Consider the following 20,736-nt stretch of genomic DNA (forward strand, 5'->3'; position numbering starts at 1 on the left):
TGTTACTTTCTTAGCTGCCTGATGCGCCGGTATTGCGTGTAAGATTCAAAGTTCTATACCGGCTTCAAGGACTATCAACGCACCGGCATTACCGCAAGCCGGATCGTGTAAATATTCTTTGATCAACCCTGCTATTTTAAATCCTATTTTTTGCTGAACGGAGACAGTGGGGTCAAACAATTCACCGCTTCTCACCTTTTCATAGTATTCTTCCACCGTCATTTTATTTTTTAGAGTACCGTAACCGTTCAGCATGCCAACTGTTATCTGGCCTTTCAATCCAAACTTCCGCACCGTATGCTGCCGTGCACGATAGAGTGCTTTGGCAATGCCCATCTTGCGAAAAGACGGGTCGACGCTTACGTCAATTCCATACAGCCATTCGCCGTCCTTTTCATGTGTTGTCAGCCATCCGCCTCCCATCACTTCCTGAAAAGTGTGATGCTCCGGATTTTGTATATCGTAATGATAGCGAATAGAAGTGGTGGCGCCTACAACTTGTTCTCCGTACAGTGCTACAAACTGGCCTTCCGGAAAAATCTCCATGTGCTTTATATACTGGTCGGCATGCAGTAATTCATCTTCAGCAAGTGTCGGAAATACTTTTCGCTGAAGCGCTTCCAATGAAACAGCATGTATAAAGCCCGTGTTAATTATCCTGATGCCGCCCGCTAAAATGTCTTCATAGTATTCCATCTACACTTCGGTCAAAGTTTGGTATTATATTTTCACTTCTACTTCAACTGTCACACCTGAGACCACAACGCATATTGTTTTGTCAAATGCGTTAGCGATCAGTTTTACTTTCTTAACGATTATGGCTAATGTGTCGCTGATCCATAGAGATGTGACAATAACAAAGGTAGTATTGCACGATTAAAATTAAATTGAATTCACTGCACACAAGTTCATCCGGTTTACAGGAAAAAACCAAGCGCCAGGTATACCAGCACCGAAATGCCAAAAGCAAGCAGGGCGAACGGCAATTGTGAAAGTGCATGATCGAGGTTATTGGTGTCGGTGCTTTGCCCGGTAAGAATGGTTGCATCGGAATAGAGGCAGGCATTGGCGCCGAAGACACCCGCACTTACCACGGCACCGATATTGATCAGCGGATTGGAACCAAGTGAAACCGATAAGGGAATTATGATTGGAATCGCAACAGCATATACGCCCCACGATGAGCCAGTAGTGAATGAGATAAAAGAAATGGCAACGAACACAAGCATGGGAAGCAATTCTTTACTCACGATTGGTTTCACGCTGTCAATTACATATTGCGTGAGCCCGAGCTGATCACCGGCATCCTTAAGCACATAGCTCATCACCACTAAAGCGAGTGCGTACAGCATACTGTTGAAACCGGTGAATAATGTTTCTGAAAGCTGTTGAAACGAGCCAAGCTTCATGACCAGGTAATACAGGAAGGTGAAAGCCACTGCAATCATTACACCTTTCAGCGCATCGTAATCCAGCGCGACGGTGGCAACCAGCAATACCAACAGTGGTAAGATGAAATACAATGAATGAGGTTGTTTCTCATTTTCAAATAATTCGAGCTTCACAGAAGCAATTTTTTTCCCGGGAGGAATCACTTCTCCTGCAATCACAGCCCGGTCATTGGCCAGCCGCATCTTGCCAAAGAGCGGAACTACTCCCATAATCACCAGCGGAATCAGCAATACGGAAACCCAACTGTATGCTACATAAGGAATCACCTGCCAATACACATGATTGCCCATCCCTTCGGGAGCGAAATCGGCTTTCACGAGGATGGATCCAATGAAGAGCGTCCAGGTTGAAATGGGCACTACGACACACCATGGAGGAGCGGTCGTATTCACGATATAAGCAAGGTATTCTCTCGGAATCTTAAAATGGTCGGTAATCTTTTTCATGGTAATACCGACAGTGAGTGCGCTCAGGTAATCGTCGAGAAAAATAAAAAGTCCGAGGCCCCAGGTGCCAAACAGTGCAGCACGCCTTGTCTTGATGCGCTTAAGCATGTCTTCCCCAAATTTCATCGCTCCACCAGACCGCACCATTAACCCGATCAGCGAACCGTAAAGACCGCATACAAGGATGACCCAAATGGTACTTTCATCCTTCATAACACTGTACAGCGAATCAACAAAGCCTGTGAAAAAGTTTTCGCGCTGCAGAATGATGAAACCGACGATACAGCCAATCAGCAGCGGTTCGAATGATGTGCGCAGCAGGATGGCAAGGATAATTACTACAAGGGGTGGGATGAGTGCCAGTGCGCCGTAGTCCATGTGAGTAGCGAGTAGTGAGTAGTGAGTAGTGAATTAATCGCTGTGGCATTTGCAACTGGTACCTGGGCTCATCGCTTACAAACCGCCTATTGAAATCAGCTTCTTCTCCAGGTATTCATACAATCCTTCGCTGCCGCTTTCATGGCCTATTCCACTTTGCTTCCAGCCGCCGAAAGGCGCTTCCGTGGCATGCGGCGCCCATTCATTTATGCCGATCATTCCGAATTCGAGTTTCTCTGCAAGTAAGATAGCGGTTTTCAGATCATTGGTCCAGATATAAGCAGCGAGTCCGTAAGGTGTATTATTGGCCCGTATGATTACTTCTTCTATGGTATCAAAAGCAACAACAGGCAGCACAGGACCGAAGATCTCTTGGTTGAGAAATTGCAATGTGCCCCTCCTGTCCGCTATTACGGTTGGTTCAATAAAAAATCCTTTGCCCTGTTTATTTCCTCCGGCTATAATCTCAGCACCTTCCTTTTTCGCTTCATTAATTATCGACCATACCATTTCCTGCTGACGCGCATTGATTAACGGGCCCATTTTAGATTGTTCGTCGAGGCCATTGCCGGCAGTGTGTGCTTTTGCAAACCGGCCGGTTGCTTCCACGAATGCATCATAAATTTTCCGGTGCACAAAAAACCTTTGCGGCGTCACGCATACCTGCCCTGCATTCCTGAACTTCGCAACAACTGCCGTTTTCGCCACATGCTCCACGTCAACATCATCCAACACAATAACCGGCGCATTGCCGCCAAGCTCCAGTGCAAGTTTTGTCGCTGTTTTGGAAGCTCCGTCCATTAATATTTTACCGACACGCGTGCTTCCGGTGAATGAAATTTTTTTCAACGCAGGATGATGCAGCATTGCACCGCCCATGGAAGCCGCTTCACCATTCACCAGGTTGGCGACGCCGGACGGAATGCCCGCTTCGTGTAAAGCAGTGAAGAGATTCATGGTTGTAAGCGGCGTATATTCTGAACCTTTGCAAACAATGGTGCAGCCGGCGGCCAATGCCGCGGCACAGGCGCGGGCAGGGTTATAAGCAGGGAAATTCCAGGCGGTGATGATTCCTATTACACCCATCGGCTGATAGATGACAGTCATACGCTTGTCTGTTCGTGCCGATGGAATCACCCTGCCATATGAGCGTTTGCCTTCTTCCGCAAACCATTCAAAAAGATTCGCAGCAACACGCCATTCACCGGTTGCTTCTGCCATCGGCTTACCGGATTCCAGCACCGTCTCCCTGGAAAATTCCTTCAGGTTCTTACGAATGATATCAGCGGTCTTTTTCAGCAGGTCGCCCCGCGTCCAGTTAGACAGATGGCTCCATGATGGAAATGCTTTTTCAGCAACGTCTATTGCAAGATTACAATCCTCTGCATTTCCGAATGGAACGGTTGTAATGATCTCTTCGGTGGCAGGATTTTGCACCGGCCAGGTATTGCCGTTGAGTGCATTGCACCAGTTGCCGTTTATTAATTGCTGCTTCATGCAAGGAAACGTTCTAAGAATAGTTTTGGAGAATAGAAAGGCAATGAAGTGTTGGTGAAGTCCTTCGTGTTACGTGATGATTCATTCAACATTATTCTCCAAACACGAATTGTACCGGACTGCATCCCCGAAATCATTAAACCTGTGAAACAGCATCTTCAATGCTGCATGATACTAGATTCTTTTACATTCAAAATTTTGAGGTGGTTGGAAATTCCCTCAAAGTCGTTTTTAGCTTGCATGGCATTGTATGCCTTTGCAATAAAATAAAACGTATTGGCAATTGAAAGCGAAGCAGTGAAATACTGCAACCTGCCCGACGCTTTAAAAACCTGAACCGCATTAAGAAAGTGCGGTTCCCTTTTCAAATTAAGATCAAGGATTGCATCGGTGTCAAGAAGTACTTTTTCCATCACGAATACTTTTTCAAAAGGCGATCATAACGAGGATCACTTTTGATTTTTGTCGGTTTCTTACCACCGCCCAATTTTTAGATCCATTCCGGAATTTCATTGTCGGATGCATTCCCTTTTTACCGGATGAGGCTGTCTTTTCAAATGCTCTTCCACCATTTTAGAAACACTGGTCTTCCGCTCTTTTGCAATTCTCTTCGCATGTCGCACCACTGCGTCATCCATTCTTAAAGTCAGCTTAGTCTGTATGATTAGAGATTGCACGTCAAACTTACAAAATACTGACGTACCACATGCGTGAGCCGGTGACCGTTTAGAAATAAAGCCGGCAAACCAATATTGCCGTCAGCACACACACCAAATCCACCAGCAGCATGATACCGAGTGTATATCGTGTATTCTTAACACTCACAGAGCCGAAATAGAGTGCCACTACGTAGAAAGTTGTTTCCGCAGCGCCCTGGAACAGGCAGGCAAGCTGACCGGTGAGTGAATCCGCTCCGTAAGTTTTCATAGCATCAAGCATAAAGCCGCGCGAACCGCCTGCGCTGAAGGGACGCATCAGGGCGACGGGTATGGCATTGATGATTTGCGGATCCACCTTAAAAACATTTAAAGTTGCGGTGATGCCATTCATTGCAATGTCCATCAACCCTGCATTACGGAAGATACTGAGGGCTGCGAGCATGGCAATCATGTAAGGCAGAATCCGCACACCGGTTGTAAATCCCTCCTTCGCACCAAGTATGAATGAATCGAAGATATTAGTATTGCCGGCTATGAATACTTTTTCCCTGAAGAAAGCATAAGCTACAATGGCGAGGATGATAAACAGCAAAACGCCATTACTCAGGTTACCGGTGAAATGCATTTTATCAATGCCCTGCAGCTGACTGATGAAATACATCAATCCGCCAATGAGCATACTGATGCCGGCTACCATGGCTATTACGGCACCGCTTAACAAGCTGATGCGCTGTTTGATGCTGACAAACAGCAGCGCTGCAATAGTGCCGACAAATGAAGTGATGATCGTGGGCAACATAATGTCGGCAGGATTGGAGGCATTCATTGCTGCACGGTAACCAATGATGGAAGTGGGAATCAAGGTAAGTCCGGCTGCGTGCAGGCATAGAAACATGATCTGGCTATTCGTAGCTTTCTCTTTTATTGGATTTGATTCCTGCATACTTTCCATAGCTTTTAGTCCGAAAGGTGTTGCCGCAGAATCGAGACCGAGGAAGTTGGCCGCGAAATTCATCGTCATGTAACCATAGGCAGGATGCGCTTTGGGCAGATCGGGAAATATTTTTGAAAACAGCGGCGTCAGCATGCGCGACATTTTTTCTGTGGCTTTTGAATCACTCAATAAATTCATCAACCCACAAAAAAAAGTGAGGTAACCAATCAGCGGCAGCCAGATATCCATGATGGTATTTTTGCAGGTTGGGAAAAGTCCGTCAGCCTTTTGGGTGCCGACACTCACCTCCACGATGCCCGATTTGGCCAGGTGATATAAGGAATCGCCATGCTGATATCCTTCACCGCCCACATTTTTTATCAGGGCAAACAGCAACGGGTCCATTCTCTTCTGATTGGCAGAATCCCTTTCCGCCACTATAGCCGGATCGCCCTGTTTGCCATTGATCATTCCGGTAAACGAATACAGTTTGCCGGTGAGCATCAGGAAGAATGCCCAGCCGATGCTGGCGATGAGGATGATGGTGAAGAAACGGCTGAGTGCCATGGGGGAAAGATCGGAAAAAATCGGAGAGCTGTTTCGCTTTTATGCTTAATGTAAATACCGGCACAAATGGAAAATCCGTTTCTTAAATGCTCAGAAAAGAAAAATTATCCTTTACGGTAGTTCTTTCTGATCACTTTATAGAATTGATAAAGTGATCCTGTATGAGCGGTCTTTATCTTTTGATAAATCTCTCTTGATTGTTCATAGGTATAACAATGCACCAGTTGATTCCTGTCATCAATCATCTGCAGCCAGCTAATCTCCTCTACAATCATTTCATTTTCCTTAGCTGCCTTAAAGCAATCCCGTGGATTTTTACAACTCACCCCAAAATATGCGAGGTGCTCTTTTATCAGTTTCCACGCCAATTCATAGCACAATTCAAACCGCTTGATAGCTCCGTCAATTTCCAACGGTGATTCTGCTTCTTCTACAGCTGCACGCAGATTCCTGATTGCCTTTTCGTAGTCAATAAAAATCAAAGCAGCTTTAGCGTTTATATAATACTATGCCTTGCTTTTGTATACGTTCCTTCAATTGTTCATTTGCAACATCAAAATTTATGATATCCACTGCACCATAAATCTCCGATGTATCAAAAACATGATGTGTGATAACCGCCAGATCGGTGTCGGAATATTTATCAGCTTCACCGGTAGCCTTGGAACCAAACAATATTACCTTATCAGGATGCATGGAGCGTATTACCTGCTTCAGATAGTGTTCAACCTCCGCATACTTCCGAAAAATCTGCCTGGCTTCCTCTGTAATCATCTTTTGACATTTATCAACCAAAGATAGTGTCATTAAACTCAAATTTTTACAGGTTAACCAAGCCTGTGTTATTCCTGCCTGCAACACATTTTATGACCCAAGTATAGCTATGGAAACCATTTACATTTTTTCAACTCAAACGGATAACAGGTGGTAACTATCTATGACTTTCCATTCATAATAGAAAAACTACAGGAGCGTTGAATGATGAACCAGCAAAGCGCAAGTGCATCAGCGGCTCAATTCACTGAAACTCTCTTCAATGATATCCAGTCCTTTGTCCAGATCCTTTGCTTCAATCACCAATGGGCTTAACACCCGCACGACATTGCCATTTACACCTGCACTGATAATGATCAACCCTTTTTCATGGCAACGCTGCAACAGTTTTTTGGTGAACTCGCCATCGGGACGGTGAATGTCGCCATCCGTTGAAATTTCAAATGCCATCATCGCACCTATTCCACGCACATCGGATATATGTGATGGAAATTTCTTCTTTAATACAAGGAAGCGGTCGCGAACGGTTTTTCCCACCTGCATTGCCTTTGCGTTGATATTGATCTCTTTCATGTAATCAATTGTGGCAATAGCCGCAGCACAACTGACAGGATTGCCCATATAGGTTCCGCCGATTGTTCCGGGATTGATGCTGTCGACCACTGAAGTTTTAGCCATCACCGCCCCAATAGGCATACCGCTGCCCATTGATTTTGCCCACGTGGAAATATCGGGTATGACGCCAAAATTCTGATAGGAGGCCCAGGTGCCGGTGCGGCCGAAACCTGTTTGCACCTCATCAATAATCAGCATGATGCCATGTGTATCACATACTTTCCTCAAGCCTTGTATATATTTTTTGGGGACAACATTGAAGCCGCCTTCACCCTGCACGCATTCGATGATTATGGCCGCCACATTTTTTTCCGGAACATAGTAATGGAAGAATTCTTCGAGCTTCTTGAGGTGATAACCGGCAAATTCATCTTCACTCCTGCCGGCACCTTCGTGCGAATAGTCGGGAAATTCCAGCCGGTAAACTTCAGGGGCAAACGGTCCACATCCCATTTTATAGTTCACCTTTGAAGTAAGTGAAGTCGCCATTAAGGTTCTGCCGTGAAAGGCTCCCGTATAACAGATAATAGCCGGCCGGCCAGTCGCCTGCCGCGCAATCTTTATCGCATTCTCCACACTTTCGGCGCCGGAATTGGTGAGCAACACCTTTGTTGAATCGCCATGCGGAAAAAGTTCAATAAGCTTTTCCGCGAGATCGAGATAGAGATTATAGGCGGCCACACCAAAACAGGTATGGATGAATTTCGCCGCCTGTTCCTGAATTGCCTTTACGACTGACGGAGGGCAATGACCAGCATTTAAAACACCGATACCACCGGTAAAATCAATCAGCTCCCGCCCGTCTACATCGGTAACGATTGCGCCGGATGCGCCGGAGATGGTGGATGGCGTGAAGATGCTTAAAGCATTGGGCACCAGTTTTTTTCTGCGCTCAAATACTTCATCGCTTTTACTTTTCTTTTTGAAGATTTCGTAACCTGTATCTTCTTTCCTGGTGGTGATGACTGCCATAACGATTGTTTTTGATAGTAATGAATTTCACTTGTATTGATTCAAAATTACGGTAACCGGTATTCATGGCAACTGACTTTAATCATGAATTGTTCACGGCAGCCTGCATGACTCATGCACTGCCGCGGCCTTCGTCGCATAAATGAAATGCGGTACCTTATTCTTCGATGTAAATAGTCTTGATGTTGGTGAATTCCTTCATACCATAGCCGGAAAGTTCTCTGCCGTATCCTGATTTTTTAATTCCTCCAAAGGGCAAGCGCACATCACTCTTCACCAGTGCATTAATAAATACGCCGCCGGCATCAAGCAACCTTGCGATGTGCGCGCCTCGTTCAAGATCGCGCGTCCAAATGGAAGCGCCGAGTCCGTAGCGGTTCATATTGGCCAGGCTGACGGCTTCCGTTTCATCCTGCGCGGAAATCACTGCGGCTACCGGACCAAACATTTCTTCGTCGAAGGCAGGCACGCCGGGCCTGGCGTTAGTCAGCAAGGTGGGCGCATAGTTATTGCCGCTACGCTTGCCGCCGGTAAGTATTTCCACTCCGCGGCTTACGCATATTTGTTGCTGCTGCTCAAGTTTCTCCGCCAGGTCAATTCGCGCCATCGGCCCCATCTGTGTATCGACGAGCAACTGATTACCCTGCCTGATTCTTTTTGCACCATCATGCAATTCCTGCAGAAATGCATCCTTTATTTTTTTCAGCACAATGAACCGTTTTGAGGCGATACATGACTGGCCGGCGTTCTGCATACGTGATTGCAAAGCAACTTTTGCAGCCCTTGCAATATCCGCATCTTCCAGCACGATCAGCGGATCGCTGCCGCCAAGTTCCAACACTGATTTCTTAATATGTTTACCGGCCAGTGACGCCACAGTGGCGCCGGCGAATTCACTGCCGGTAAGTGTTACGCCCTGAACGATATTGCTTGAAATAATTTTTTCGGTAACATCAGTATCCACGATGAGCGACTGAAACAATCCGGGCGTGGCACCACATGTAATAAAAAGCTGTTCCAATTCCTTTGAACATTGTGAAACATTAGGTGCATGTTTCAACAACACAACATTACCTGCCATCAGCGCCGGCGCCGCGAAGCGGATAACTTGCCAGAAAGGGAAGTTCCACGGCATGATGGCAAACACGGCGCCCACCGGCTGAAAGGTGACAAAACTCTTTTTTGCATCAGCGGCTATCATTTCATCCTGCAGCAAAGCTTCACCATGCGTCGCATAGTACTCACATGCGCCGGCACATTTTTCAATTTCTGAACGGGCTTCCGGCAAAATCTTCCCCATCTCTGTGGAAATCGTCAGCGCAAATTTTTCCTTTTCTGCCCTCAAAAGATCTGCAACCTTCAGCAACAGATCACTCCGTTGAGAAAAGCTGCTTTTTTTCCATGTATCATATGCGGCAGAAGTGCGTGTGATTGCATCATTCAGTTGCGCGTCGGTCATCAGCGGATGCTCCGCAACAACAGACTGATCGAATGGATTAACAGACAGGAAAGTTTTCATGATCAGTAGCCGGGATATTGTTTGATGACACCATTGGTAGCCGTGATCTCTCGCAAGGGTATCGGGAAAACCGGCAGCACATTTTCACCCAGTACTTCCTGAACCTTTTGCAAACGCGCGAGGTCGAAATAGCGATGCCCTTCAAAATTCAATTCTGCTCTGCGTTCATCCTGAACGGCTATCTCATATAATCCGGGCACATCAAAATCATCGGAAGCATACAACGGCAATCCGCGATTTTCGCGCACGATATTGAGGTCATCGAGTCCGCCACCTGCCAGTCCGCGTGCTTCCGCACGGATCAGGTACACTTCCGCGATACGAATGATCAACGCATCATTATCCTGAAAATCTTCACCACGATATTTTTGTGTTCTGCCATCGGGTTCAATGCTCAGGTCGTTGTTTTCAAAATCAACCAAACTGCTGCGCGGATCACCCGGACGGCCTTCAAAAAATGATCTAAGATCTTTATTGGCAAGAAAGAGCACTTCTGAACGGAGGGCATCAGGACGGGAATAAGTGGCAGCATTATACTGGCTTCTGTCCTGGCCATTGAATACCAGTTCAAGCACTGCTTCAGCAGAAAGTTTGGTCGTATAAATCTGGCTGAATGCATCCACATCCATCAGGCTTGCATAACCGGCATTGATAACATCTGTGGCATAGGCATCGGCCTGCGCATAATCCTTTTTGTAGAGATTGACGCGGGCAAGCAAAGCATTCACGGCATTTTTAGTCATGAACTGTGCCCCTTTATAAGCTGGGGGATCCAGCCGGTAATCATCATCGGCAATCAGTCCCAGTGACAAGGTAAGGTCAGCGGTAATTGCATCATATGTCGCTTCCACCGTGCTTCTTCCAACAGCCTCTTCGGGTTGCAGAATTTTCTGAACCACCGGAATTCCATATGTTGAAGACAGATCCCAATGCTCACCAAACATGCGCAACAGATCAAAGTGTGCAAGGGCGCGAATCGCCAACGCTTCGCCCTTTATATCGTTGCGAACTTCATCACTCAAAGCAGGATCCTTTACCAGGTCCACATTGGCGATGATCTGGTTAGCGGTATAGATGGTGTTATAGATGGAAATCCAGGTATTCTGCACATAGATATTTGCGGCGGTAAGCGTTTTGTCGCCCAATTCATTCAGGTCAGGACTGTCATATCCTCCCGTTGATCCGTTATCGCTGTATGCATCCACCATCAGCGGAAAGTATCCGCCGTAGTAATACACATCCTGCAAGGTATTATACAGGCCGATGCGGGCAGACTCCAGCGAGTTGGCATCCTGAAACATATTTTCCTGGGCCACATCATTGGGTGATGTCTGGTCAAGAAATTTCTTACAGGAAGAAGAGCAGATCATGATCAACAAACTGATCATTGTTATCACTGGCAAATAAGGATTACTGATCGTTTTCATGGTATTCATTTTATATAGCTTTTTCATGTCAGGATCTTTGGCAGATTAGAAATTGAAATTGAAACCGACTGTAAATGTTCGAGCCTGCGGATAGGCGGCATAATCCACGCCCGCTGTTTCAGGATGGTCGCCGCCCGTGGAACTGACTTCCGGATCAAATCCTGAGTAACCGCTGATCAGCAAAGGGTTTTGTACCTGTGCATAAACGTGCAGTGAATGATAATGCTTTTCATCCTTCGGGCTGAATGTATATCCGAGGTTGATGGTACGGATGCGGAAATAGGAGGCATCCTCCAGTGTTTGCGAAGAATTCTGGTATACATTCAGGTTGATGAGTGATGCACGGGGAATATCCGTCTGATCTCCGGGATGTTTCCACCGGTCATCCACCACATGCGTATTGTTGGCATATACCTGGTACAGGATATTATTCTCATCCCAGCCTTCATCACTCCATCCTAATGACTCATATTCACCGCGTATCAGGTTATAGACATCATTGCCCGCACTGAAGCTTGTGGCGATGGAAAGATCCCAGTTTTTCCATTCCAGTGATGTATTCAACCCGCCGTATACATCAGGCGTTGCCTTACCTATTACCTGTGCGTCATTGCCGTCAATCGTTCCATCCCCATTTAAGTCTTCATACATCGGGTCGCCTGTTTCAGGATCCACTCCTAAAAACCGGACTCCCCAAAAAGTGCCCAATGCCTGTCCTTCCTGCAGTATATGCGTTGGTGCCAGGTCGTTATAGGCATTTACCAATACGCCATCCGTGCTCAGATCAATGATTTCATTGTGGAGCGTGCTGATGTTAAATCCAATGTCCCACTTGACGGCTTTGTGTATGGGAATGGCATTGAGAGAAAATTCAAATCCCCTGTTCAGCACATTGCCATAATTACGGGTGATGCTGGGGAAACCGGTTGTTCCGGGAATAACATCTTCGCTCAGCAGGTCCGTCTTGTTAGATTTGTAATACTCCATGGCGCCATACATCCTTCCGCCGAAAAATTCAAAGTCGAGACCGAAGTTGAGCATCTTATTGGTTTGCCATTTCAGGTTTTCATCCGCAATATTCCTCGGCGCAAGCCCTGACTGACCATTATATGTTACCGGCGTCCAGAAAGAGATGTACTGAAAATCACCGATCTCCTGATCACCGGTGAGTCCATAGCTTGCCCTGAGTTTGAGGTCGGTGAGCGTGGCATTCTTTGGCCAGAATTCTTCACCCGAAATACGCCAGCCGGCGGAGAATGCCGGAAAAAATCCATATTGATTACTGGGAGAAAAACGGGATGAACCATCAGACCTTGCACTGACAGACAGGAGGTAAATCCCCTTGTAGTCATAGTTTACCCTGCCGAGAAATGATATGAGTGCCCAGTTGGAACCATCATCAATGCCGCCGGTGATGGTGGCGGCGCTGGAAACATTGGTGAGGTTACTGCCTATCGGGAAACCCTGGCCGCTTATATATTGCCGCCGCGAATCCGATTGCTGCATGGTAAATCCACCCACTGCATTTACATGATGCACCTCACTGAAGCTATGATCCCAGGTAAAAATATTTTCTCCCAGCCAGATAGTTTGATTGAAGGTTCCGTTGGTGGCCTTACCTCCCACATTTTCAGCATCCACAGTGATCGGTGAAAAGTAAAGGTCATCGGCAAGGCTGGTATAATCTATTGACCAGGCACTTCTAAATTTCAATTCACTGATAATTTTCCATTCGCCATATAACGTTCCAAGTGCACGGTAACTGTTGGTATAACCCTGGATCTCATGCGCCGATTTCACCGGATTATCCGACAGCCAGGACACCTGGTAATCTTCGAAACCTGCATACGTTCCATCTTCATTGTATACCGGCATTAAAGGCGAAGCGCCAATGGCATTGGTGACAACGCCGGTGTAAACATCATCATTAAAACTTCTGCGGTTGCGTGAATAGGTGAATGAAAAATTCTCACCGTAGGAAAAATGATCATTCACCTGGTGATCAAGGTTTAAACGGGTGTTAAAGCGGTTGTAATAGGATTCGATTACAATGCCCTGCTGTGCGAAGTAGGAAATGCCGGAGTAAAATTTTGTTTTCTCATTTCCTCCGCGGGCTGAAAATTCGACATTGTTGATGGCGGCCGTTCTGAATATTTCATCCATCCAGTTAGTGTTCACGCCGGTGTACCATGTTTCCGGTAATGGATTGGTAAGCAGTGACGGATCGAAGTCGGGACCGAAAACACCATTATCCTGTTCGTAGGCATGTAAATCGTTGGCGCGGGCTTCTTCTTCAAGTGCCACAAACTCATCTGCACTCAGAAAATCCAGTTGATGGGCCACTTGCTGAAAACCGGTGTAATAGTTCAGCCCGAACTGTGTTTTACCTTCAGCGCCCCGCTTGGTAGTAATCAGGATAACGCCATTCGCAGCACGTGCACCATAAATGGCTGCGGAAGAAGCATCTTTCAGAATTTCAATCGAGGCAATATCATCAGGATTGATATCAGAAATGGAAGAAATGCTTTGCCCGTTGCCGGTCACATTTCCCTGCGTATCAAATGAAGTTGCTATACCGGAATTGCTTTCACTTAAAAGGGGAATACCATCTACCACATAGAGTGGATTATTCTGCCCGCGGACACTGACCAGCAAACTGGAGCCCGGCGTTCCGGAAGGATTCGTCACATTCAGGCCGGTAACCTTACCTTGTATGCTTCCGGCAATATTGCCAACCGGCTGATCTTTGAATTGTTTATTTTCGACCGAAGAAACCGCACCGGTGATGTCACTCTTCTTCTGCGTGCCGTACCCTACTACGATCACTTCCTGCAGTTCAAGGTCGGATTTCATCGTTACCATCAGTTCTGTTTTTCCCGGCAGGAAATTCACCTCCTGGCTTTGATAACCAATGTATGTAATCAGTAAGGTACCGGCTGCATCGGGTGCAGTGAGTGCAAATCTGCCGTCCTCATCCGTATTGGCACCGATCGTGGCATGATCCTTCAGGCGAATGGTAACTCCTATCAATGGTTCGCCCTCCGAATCTTTAATCGTTCCGCTAACATTGATTTGTGCCCAAGCAGGCATTTGCAACAGCGTGAGCAATACAATCAGAAGTTGAATGGTTGTATGTTTAATCATGGCGGCAGGGTTTATTATTTCAAGTGTTGGTTTGTTTTGAGTAAGCGGAGGTCGGGTTGTGCAATTTTAAAAACACGGAAATACATGTTGGTAGATGTTTCATCCACCCCTTTAATTTTATGAATTTTCTCATTCATGAGCCAGATGAGGTGTTCATTGTTACGGCACATCACATTCACCTCCAGGTCATAGTTGCCGGATATCATGGCGAGGAAACTGACTTCAGGCAACCTGGCGATTTTCTCTGCCACCGGAATGATCAGGTTGGCCGGACTTACATTGATAAATATATGCGCATAAGCATGAAAACCGATTTTTTCCGGGTCTACTCTTCCTATTACCTGCAATGTTTTCGTTTCAGTGAGCCATTGCACACGGTTGCGGATCGTGCCCACAGAAACTTTCAACTGATCCGCTATATCGGTGAATGACTTCCTGCCATCCTGCTGCAACTGCGACAGAATCCGGAAATCCAGCTGATCAAGCTCTGTATGAGGCGCATCCATATTTATACGACTTGGCGTGTGTAAGCAAAGATTATCAGATTTCAGTAATATTTCAAGCAATCATTGCATATTTTACAAAATATAATTGCAATAATGCATTTTTTGCATTTTTCAGCATTCTTTTCTGACAAACAGGTTTTGCTGATTATTCAATCATTTGTAAAAAAAGAAATCCCGGGTTGTCTTGCCACGGGTTGAAATTGGTGGCAGTTGACTATGCTATGCATTCTTATGCCACCGGTTAAGACCGGAGGCAAGGGATAACGGAGCAGCTGATTTTTGATGGTGTTTCTTTGAATTGAAGTTTTGTTTTTTGCAGCGGATTCGTTGGCAGGAATAATGTCTGAAGGTTTTCGATTGCTGTTGAATGTAGCTACCTGAGAGCAAGGGCAAACATATCATTGCAGCCGATAACACAATACAATCATTTACCGATGTATTGATTCAACGGCAAAATGCCTGCGACAATATGATGTATGAACAAAAAATGGCCTGGCCAAAAAATTCTTGGCGTACTCAGCGATGCAATGCGCTTCGTAAGTGCTTCAGATCTTCTTTCCAAACAACGGAATATCTCCGCGATTCATCCAAAGCAATACAAGGCTGATAACAAATACGGCGATGGCCATTACAAACAGGCGGCCGCCATCATTATAGACATCGATGCCCAGTTTGGTAAGATGAAAAAAGATGGCACCTGTCATCAGTCCGAGTGCCATAGCGGCACCCAGCCAGGTTGTTCGCGGAATAAGCAGCAGCAGGGAAGTAATCAATTCCATCACACCAATACCGATACGTCCCCATGGTTCCATGCCAATGGTGGTGAAAATGTACACCGCTTCAGGATGAGCAGAGAATTTGAAATAGAGCGTTTGCAGCAAAATTACTGCAGCGGTAATCCTGAGTGCCCAGGGAAGCAGTTGATAGCGTTGCGGCATTGTTGCAGAAAAATGATTGGTCCGAAAATTAATACAATTTCATAGTTAATTTCAACCCATCCCTGCAGGAGATAATGCAACTGTGTTAGATGCACCTGCCCTTAGTTTGCTGCAACAGTATTACTGCAACCTTCGCTGACACCATATTGCTTTTGCCTGATTCGAAGGTGATGACTGTCGTATTGATGATACAGTCAATAACTTGTTTTGCATCGCTGCAATGAGTAGTTCATTGTTCAATACATGCAGCAAGAAGATCACTGTCCTTTGCATCAGCCATCGCGGTTGCACCAGGGTCATCATGGTAAATCCTAAGGTCACTTTCAAAAAACAGCAGGCTGACACCTATAAAATTAAGCGGAAGATTATCTTTGCCCCGTTTCAGGGCCTATAGCTCAGTTGGTTAGAGCGTCGGACTCATAATCCGCAGGTCCCAGGTTCAAGTCCTGGTGGGCCCACTCCCTTTTCAAATGAGCAGCCGGAAGTTGTCTTCCGGGAAATTTCCATGCAGGCAGGTCAGTTTTGCATTTTGCTGACAGCCTGTTAATCCTTATTTAAACATAACTCAATTGCCTGCAAACAATATCCGCAATATCATCTTCGATTACGGCGGTGTAATCATTGATCTTGATTTTAAGCGCACTGAGGACGCCTTCATCCGGTTGGGCGTTAAAGACTTCCACCTGCATTTTAACCAGCTAAAGCAATCGGCAGTATTTGATCTGTTTGACAAAGGGAAAATTACGGAGATTGAATTTCACTCCCTGCTTAATGAACAATTGGGTACACGGCTTTCCGGCGAGGAGATTAATGATGCCTGGAATGCCATGCTTGGCGGCATCCCACAGGAGAAACTCCGGCTTTTACTGGATGTACGGCGCACTTTCAGAACCTTCCTGTTAAGCAATACGAATACCATTCACCTGAAGCAGATCACTCAATATATGGTTAAGGCCATGGGAAGGCCGAACCTTGACGGCTATTTCGAAAGAGTATACTATTCATTTGTAGTTGGCCTTCGAAAACCTGACACCGCTATTTTTCTGAAGGTGGCTGAAGAGAACAATCTGGTGCCGGCCGAAACACTTTTTATTGATGACAGCCCGCAACATGTGGAAGGTGCAAAAGCGGCAGGATTACATGCATTGCAATACGATCCCAAAGATGACTTGCGCGCCATACTGGAACAATACCTGCGATGGAAAGGTTAAACGGAGAGCCGGTGATAACCGGTATCAGAAAACTTTGCTTACCACCGCCTTCACCGGTCCAGGGTTACTCATAGTATAGAAATGTATCAGCGGAACCCCGGCCTTTACCAGCTCCTTACATTGTTGAATGCACCATTCAATGCCTATTATTTTCGCCGCCTCATCTGAAGTAGATTTTTGGAGCTGATTAGCCAGCGCTTCCGGAATCTCCACATGAAACAGCCGTGGCAACGTATTCATGTGTTTACGGTTGGTGATAGGCTTGATACCGGGAATGATCGGTACGGTGATGCCGTTAGCCCGGCAACTCTTTACGAACTCAAAAAACCGGCTGTTATCAAAAAACATCTGTGTAATGATGTAATCGGCACCTGCATCCACTTTTTCCTTCAAATACTGAAGATCCATCACCTTATTCGGCGATTCATAATGTTTTTCCGGATAGCCGGCCACGCCGATACAGAAGTCCGTCGGCACCACATCGGTAAGGTCTTCCTGCAGGAAATTGCCATGATTCATGTTCACCGCCTGCCTTAACAGGTCAATCGCATGCTGGTGGCCGCCCGTCTCCGGTTCAAAGGATGTTTCATTTTTATTGGGGTCGCCACGGATTACCAGCACATTATCGATACCGAGGAAGGCGAGGTCAATCAATGCATCTTCCGTTTCCTCCACCGTAAAGCCACCGCAAACAATATGCGGAACGGCATCCACTTTATACCGGTTCACGATTGCCGCGCAAATACCAACAGTGCCCGGGCGTTTGCGGATAATCGTTTTTTCAAACAATCCCTGCGTGTTACGCCTGTAAACATATTCGGCACGATGATAGGTGACATTGATGAAGGGTGGCTTGAATTCCATCAGCGGATCCAGGGTATCATAGATGGAATGAATGCTTTTTCCTTTCATGGGAGGAAGCACTTCGAAGGATACCATGGTGGCATCCGACTTCTTAATATACTCCGTTACTTTCACTGTAGCTGTTTATTGATAAGGTGGGCAAATATACAATGGAAGGCTGCAAACTGTGAGCGGATAAAATACGGTATCCTTTAATTCAGTTTAAAGGGAGCTACGAGCTGAAATTCCGGAATGTTGACTCTGAATTGCCTTCCGTCAATTAATCTTTCCATCAGGTAGGTGCCATGCATATGACCGATTTCCGTTTTGAGGTGGGAACCCGAAACATACTGATGCGATTTGCCAGGTTCGATAATAGGTTGTAATCCTACAACCCCTTCACCTTCCACTTCCCGTGTAACGCCACAGGAATCAAAAATATACCAGTGCCTTCTTAACAATTTAATCGTCTGTTCACTCCCGTTTTCAATGGTGATACGGTAAGCAAACATAAACTCGTTGTTCAGTGGCTGAGAATACTCTTCCTGGTAAAATGTTTCCACCGATATTTTTACGCCTTCGGTGATTTTGGTTATCATGTGAATGCTGTTGATTTGCCATGGTAAAATTAAAAAGTTTTACCACTTCACCAGCAAATGTCAGCAGCTGCAGGGTTATATTTCAAACCAAAGCATGCCAGGTACCGTGAAGATAACCGTCATTAAAACGATTACCAGTTCCACAGCAAGTGCCGCGACAAACTATACGCTGAACAACCATTGACTATACATGCAAGGATACGGAAGGAACAGTACATCGCAAGCAACGATATCAGCGGTCGTCCTTCCAGATCAAAACCTCATTGGTTTTCGTGGAATTAAAATCGGCACATTTGCCATCGCCGGTTCCTGTGATACCGCCATCCGGATGACAAAGCAAATTACATTTGGCGTCGTAAAGCATTCCCATCTGATCGCAACACGGTGCAGTGACGTAATACACCTTGGCACCGTTATATTCATACTCGTAAATAGTGGTAGCTGGCTCCTGCTTGGGTTTGCTTTTGTACTGCTTGATGAGTTTTTGAATGCACTTGGGTACGTTGCAGGTTGCATGATTGGCAAAACCGTGTGCCTGCAGCAGGAAAACACCTGCGATGATGAGTGCCAGTTGTTTCATAAGGTAGAACGTGTTTAGTGTGCATGAAAAAACGCTATCGGAGAATAATGAAATTGCTTAACAATAGCAGCTGCCCTTTTCCGGAAGGAATTATCTTCTGCTAAAATAATAATAAAACCATATGATTTCACCGCTGCAAAAACTTTCGGATCCCTTTTTGGAAGCAAGGCAGCTGCAAGTTTTTATGAAGCGCGATGACCTGTTGCATCCGTTCATCAGTGGCAACAAATGGCGCAAGTTGCAACACAACCTGGCAGCAGCAAAGGCACTCGGGCAGCACACCCTGCTCACTTTTGGCGGCGCCTTTTCCAATCATATTCATGCAGTGGCAGCAGCAGGCAGTGAGTTTGGATTCAGGACCATCGGCATAATACGGGGTGAAAGCGTAATGCCACTCAATGCCACTTTATCATTTGCCGCTGAACATGGTATGCAAATACATTTTATCAGCCGCCATGAATACCGGCAAAAATCGAATGCATCTTTCATCAGTAATCTGCACCGGCAATTCGGCGAATTTTACCTGCTGCCGGAAGGCGGCAGTAATACGCTTGCTGTAAAAGGTTGCGCTGATATTATACAGGAAATCAACTTTAGCTGTGATTACCTCTGTTGCCCGGTGGGAACCGGCGCAACGATGGCCGGCCTGATTGCGGGTGCTCAAGGAAAAGGACGGGTACTTGGATTTTCTGTACTCAAAGGCATAAAGGACCTGGAAGAAAAGATAGCTCACTTCACTTCAGCTTTTTGTGGCATTGAATATTCGAACTGGAGTGTGTATCATGATTATCACTTTGGTGGTTATGCAAAACTTCCCGCAACATTAAAATCCTTTATTGAAGAATTCCGCCAAAGACAGGATATCCTCCTCGATCCTGTCTACACAGGAAAAATGATGTTTGGCATCTATGAACTCGCAGGAAAAAATTTCTTTCCGGCAGGTTCAACCATTATTGCCATACATACGGGCGGGCTGCAGGGATGGAATGGTTTTGTGTAAAAGTAAAAGCAGCGTTATTCTGATTTAATATAATGATAATCCTTTCCTTCTTTCATCAATGGGTTACCGCCAGTGAGGCCATGTTGGGCCGGCGTTAAGATAAAATTACGGAAGAAAACGGTGCCGAGATGCGGTTGAAAAGTAAACTCAAAATAGTTGGCTTTCGGATCTGTTACAGGAAACACCGACAATGAGTCGGAGTAGAATTGATGATACAATGAGATGGTATCGGGCGTTTGTGCGGCAAAGGAGATGATACCATCATTATCTGACTGAAGTTCCTGCACCTTACCATCGCCAGTCACAATGCCACCGATATTGCCAAGAAACATTTTGTTTTTGTCATTCACCTGAACAATTATTTCCTTTTGCCTGCGACGCTCCTGCTTTTCAAGTTTGAAATCAGTGCCCGGCCAGGCCTCAGAATTTAATACGATATTATTGCCCAGTACCTGCCAGGTTCCTTTACCAGTGCGGTCCAGCGCACCATAAGAAAAAAAGAATTCAAACGTCTGATCATCCCGCAGCTGAAAACCGGATGCCACTTCCATCACACCTTCAAGATAATATTCGCCTGCAATGTCCTTTACTTCCATTTGTGCGTAAGCGGTGTTAAAAAATGGCAGTGAAGCGAACAAAATCAGGTATCGGATATGCATAATAACAACACCATTG

The 20,736-nt window shown here is 45.9% G+C and carries 19 protein-coding genes and 1 tRNA gene; 3 read left to right on the forward strand and 17 right to left on the reverse strand.

Features of this window, described 5'->3' with window-relative positions:
- Positions 1–45: 45 nt before the first annotated feature.
- The 13 genes from K1X61_07255 to K1X61_07315 all read right to left on the reverse strand — a co-directional run bounded on the left by K1X61_07255 (position 46) and on the right by K1X61_07315 (position 15,828).
- Complete coding sequence (locus K1X61_07255) at positions 46–696, reverse strand: GNAT family N-acetyltransferase (protein MBX7108425.1); 651 nt, start codon at positions 694–696, stop codon at positions 46–48.
- Between the two features lie 221 nt (positions 697–917).
- Positions 918–2,276: a hypothetical protein gene (locus tag K1X61_07260; GenBank protein MBX7108426.1), complete on the reverse strand. Its 1,359-nt coding sequence runs from the start codon at positions 2,274–2,276 to the stop codon at positions 918–920.
- Between the two features lie 75 nt (positions 2,277–2,351).
- Complete coding sequence (locus tag K1X61_07265; GenBank protein ID MBX7108427.1) at positions 2,352–3,773, reverse strand: NAD-dependent succinate-semialdehyde dehydrogenase; 1,422 nt, start codon at positions 3,771–3,773, stop codon at positions 2,352–2,354.
- Positions 3,774–4,282: 509 nt separating this feature from the next.
- The gene (locus K1X61_07270) at positions 4,283–4,450 is read right to left on the reverse strand and encodes a hypothetical protein (protein ID MBX7108428.1); all 168 of its coding nucleotides are present in this window, start codon (positions 4,448–4,450) and stop codon (positions 4,283–4,285) included.
- A gap of 49 nt (positions 4,451–4,499) precedes the next feature.
- Positions 4,500–5,933, reverse strand: coding sequence for a spore maturation protein (locus K1X61_07275; protein ID MBX7108429.1), 1,434 nt, complete (start codon positions 5,931–5,933; stop codon positions 4,500–4,502).
- Between the two features lie 104 nt (positions 5,934–6,037).
- Complete coding sequence (locus tag K1X61_07280) at positions 6,038–6,415, reverse strand: nucleotidyltransferase substrate binding protein (protein ID MBX7108430.1); 378 nt, start codon at positions 6,413–6,415, stop codon at positions 6,038–6,040.
- Between the two features lie 7 nt (positions 6,416–6,422).
- Positions 6,423–6,707, reverse strand: coding sequence for a nucleotidyltransferase domain-containing protein (locus tag K1X61_07285; GenBank protein MBX7108431.1), 285 nt, complete (start codon positions 6,705–6,707; stop codon positions 6,423–6,425).
- Positions 6,708–6,938: 231 nt separating this feature from the next.
- Entirely contained in the window at positions 6,939–8,294 is a 1,356-nt protein-coding gene (locus K1X61_07290) for an aspartate aminotransferase family protein (protein ID MBX7108432.1), read from the reverse strand.
- A gap of 157 nt (positions 8,295–8,451) precedes the next feature.
- A complete protein-coding gene (locus tag K1X61_07295) occupies positions 8,452–9,813 on the reverse strand; it encodes an NAD-dependent succinate-semialdehyde dehydrogenase (GenBank protein MBX7108433.1) in 1,362 nt (453 codons plus the stop codon).
- A 2-nt stretch (positions 9,814–9,815) separates the two neighbouring features.
- Positions 9,816–11,240 carry a RagB/SusD family nutrient uptake outer membrane protein gene (locus K1X61_07300; protein MBX7108434.1) on the reverse strand — a complete coding sequence of 475 codons (1,425 nt, stop codon included), beginning with the start codon at positions 11,238–11,240 and terminating at the stop codon, positions 9,816–9,818.
- Positions 11,241–11,285: 45 nt separating this feature from the next.
- Positions 11,286–14,384 (reverse strand): TonB-dependent receptor, encoded by a 3,099-nt coding sequence (locus K1X61_07305; GenBank protein ID MBX7108435.1) that lies wholly within the window; start codon positions 14,382–14,384, stop codon positions 11,286–11,288.
- A 14-nt stretch (positions 14,385–14,398) separates the two neighbouring features.
- Positions 14,399–14,890 (reverse strand): Lrp/AsnC family transcriptional regulator, encoded by a 492-nt coding sequence (locus K1X61_07310; protein ID MBX7108436.1) that lies wholly within the window; start codon positions 14,888–14,890, stop codon positions 14,399–14,401.
- A gap of 545 nt (positions 14,891–15,435) precedes the next feature.
- Positions 15,436–15,828: a DoxX family protein gene (locus K1X61_07315; GenBank protein ID MBX7108437.1), complete on the reverse strand. Its 393-nt coding sequence runs from the start codon at positions 15,826–15,828 to the stop codon at positions 15,436–15,438.
- 384 nt (positions 15,829–16,212) lie between these two features.
- Between K1X61_07315 and K1X61_07320 the strand changes: the two genes are divergently transcribed.
- Positions 16,213–16,286 (forward strand) — tRNA-Ile (locus K1X61_07320).
- A gap of 111 nt (positions 16,287–16,397) precedes the next feature.
- Complete coding sequence (locus K1X61_07325; protein MBX7108438.1) at positions 16,398–17,039, forward strand: HAD family phosphatase; 642 nt, start codon at positions 16,398–16,400, stop codon at positions 17,037–17,039.
- Positions 17,040–17,063: 24 nt separating this feature from the next.
- On the opposite strand, the gene metF is transcribed toward K1X61_07325, so the two are convergent.
- The 3 genes from metF to K1X61_07340 all read right to left on the reverse strand — a co-directional run bounded on the left by metF (position 17,064) and on the right by K1X61_07340 (position 19,061).
- Positions 17,064–18,017: a methylenetetrahydrofolate reductase [NAD(P)H] gene (metF, locus tag K1X61_07330; GenBank protein MBX7108439.1), complete on the reverse strand. Its 954-nt coding sequence runs from the start codon at positions 18,015–18,017 to the stop codon at positions 17,064–17,066.
- A 77-nt stretch (positions 18,018–18,094) separates the two neighbouring features.
- Complete coding sequence (gene apaG / locus K1X61_07335) at positions 18,095–18,481, reverse strand: Co2+/Mg2+ efflux protein ApaG (GenBank protein MBX7108440.1); 387 nt, start codon at positions 18,479–18,481, stop codon at positions 18,095–18,097.
- Positions 18,482–18,713: 232 nt separating this feature from the next.
- Positions 18,714–19,061, reverse strand: coding sequence for a hypothetical protein (locus tag K1X61_07340; GenBank protein ID MBX7108441.1), 348 nt, complete (start codon positions 19,059–19,061; stop codon positions 18,714–18,716).
- 121 nt (positions 19,062–19,182) lie between these two features.
- On the opposite strand from K1X61_07340, the gene K1X61_07345 reads away from it, so the two are divergent.
- Positions 19,183–20,061: a pyridoxal-phosphate dependent enzyme gene (locus tag K1X61_07345; GenBank protein ID MBX7108442.1), complete on the forward strand. Its 879-nt coding sequence runs from the start codon at positions 19,183–19,185 to the stop codon at positions 20,059–20,061.
- A 14-nt stretch (positions 20,062–20,075) separates the two neighbouring features.
- Here K1X61_07345 and K1X61_07350 read toward each other — a convergent pair whose 3' ends face one another.
- The gene (locus K1X61_07350; GenBank protein MBX7108443.1) at positions 20,076–20,720 is read right to left on the reverse strand and encodes a hypothetical protein; all 645 of its coding nucleotides are present in this window, start codon (positions 20,718–20,720) and stop codon (positions 20,076–20,078) included.
- Positions 20,721–20,736 lie beyond the last annotated feature (16 nt).

The organism is Chitinophagales bacterium (assembly GCA_019694975.1).
Classification (GTDB): domain Bacteria; phylum Bacteroidota; class Bacteroidia; order Chitinophagales; family UBA10324; genus JACCZZ01.

What these genes read in the sequence shown, in the direction of transcription:
- K1X61_07255 (MBX7108425.1), bottom strand. Translation starts at nt 696, where the DNA reads ATGGAATACTATGAAGACATTTTAGCGGGCGGCATCAGGATAATTAAC.
- K1X61_07260 (MBX7108426.1), bottom strand. Translation starts at nt 2,276, where the DNA reads ATGGACTACGGCGCACTGGCACTCATCCCACCCCTTGTAGTAATTATC.
- K1X61_07265 (MBX7108427.1), bottom strand. Translation starts at nt 3,773, where the DNA reads ATGAAGCAGCAATTAATAAACGGCAACTGGTGCAATGCACTCAACGGC.
- K1X61_07275 (MBX7108429.1), bottom strand. Translation starts at nt 5,933, where the DNA reads ATGGCACTCAGCCGTTTCTTCACCATCATCCTCATCGCCAGCATCGGC.
- K1X61_07285 (MBX7108431.1), bottom strand. Translation starts at nt 6,707, where the DNA reads ATGATTACAGAGGAAGCCAGGCAGATTTTTCGGAAGTATGCGGAGGTT.
- K1X61_07290 (MBX7108432.1), bottom strand. Translation starts at nt 8,294, where the DNA reads ATGGCAGTCATCACCACCAGGAAAGAAGATACAGGTTACGAAATCTTC.
- K1X61_07295 (MBX7108433.1), bottom strand. Translation starts at nt 9,813, where the DNA reads ATGAAAACTTTCCTGTCTGTTAATCCATTCGATCAGTCTGTTGTTGCG.
- K1X61_07300 (MBX7108434.1), bottom strand. Translation starts at nt 11,240, where the DNA reads ATGAAAACGATCAGTAATCCTTATTTGCCAGTGATAACAATGATCAGT.
- K1X61_07305 (MBX7108435.1), bottom strand. Translation starts at nt 14,384, where the DNA reads ATGATTAAACATACAACCATTCAACTTCTGATTGTATTGCTCACGCTG.
- K1X61_07310 (MBX7108436.1), bottom strand. Translation starts at nt 14,890, where the DNA reads ATGGATGCGCCTCATACAGAGCTTGATCAGCTGGATTTCCGGATTCTG.
- K1X61_07315 (MBX7108437.1), bottom strand. Translation starts at nt 15,828, where the DNA reads ATGCCGCAACGCTATCAACTGCTTCCCTGGGCACTCAGGATTACCGCT.
- apaG (MBX7108440.1), bottom strand. Translation starts at nt 18,481, where the DNA reads ATGATAACCAAAATCACCGAAGGCGTAAAAATATCGGTGGAAACATTT.
- K1X61_07340 (MBX7108441.1), bottom strand. Translation starts at nt 19,061, where the DNA reads ATGAAACAACTGGCACTCATCATCGCAGGTGTTTTCCTGCTGCAGGCA.
- K1X61_07345 (MBX7108442.1), top strand. Translation starts at nt 19,183, where the DNA reads ATGATTTCACCGCTGCAAAAACTTTCGGATCCCTTTTTGGAAGCAAGG.
- K1X61_07350 (MBX7108443.1), bottom strand. Translation starts at nt 20,720, where the DNA reads ATGCATATCCGATACCTGATTTTGTTCGCTTCACTGCCATTTTTTAAC.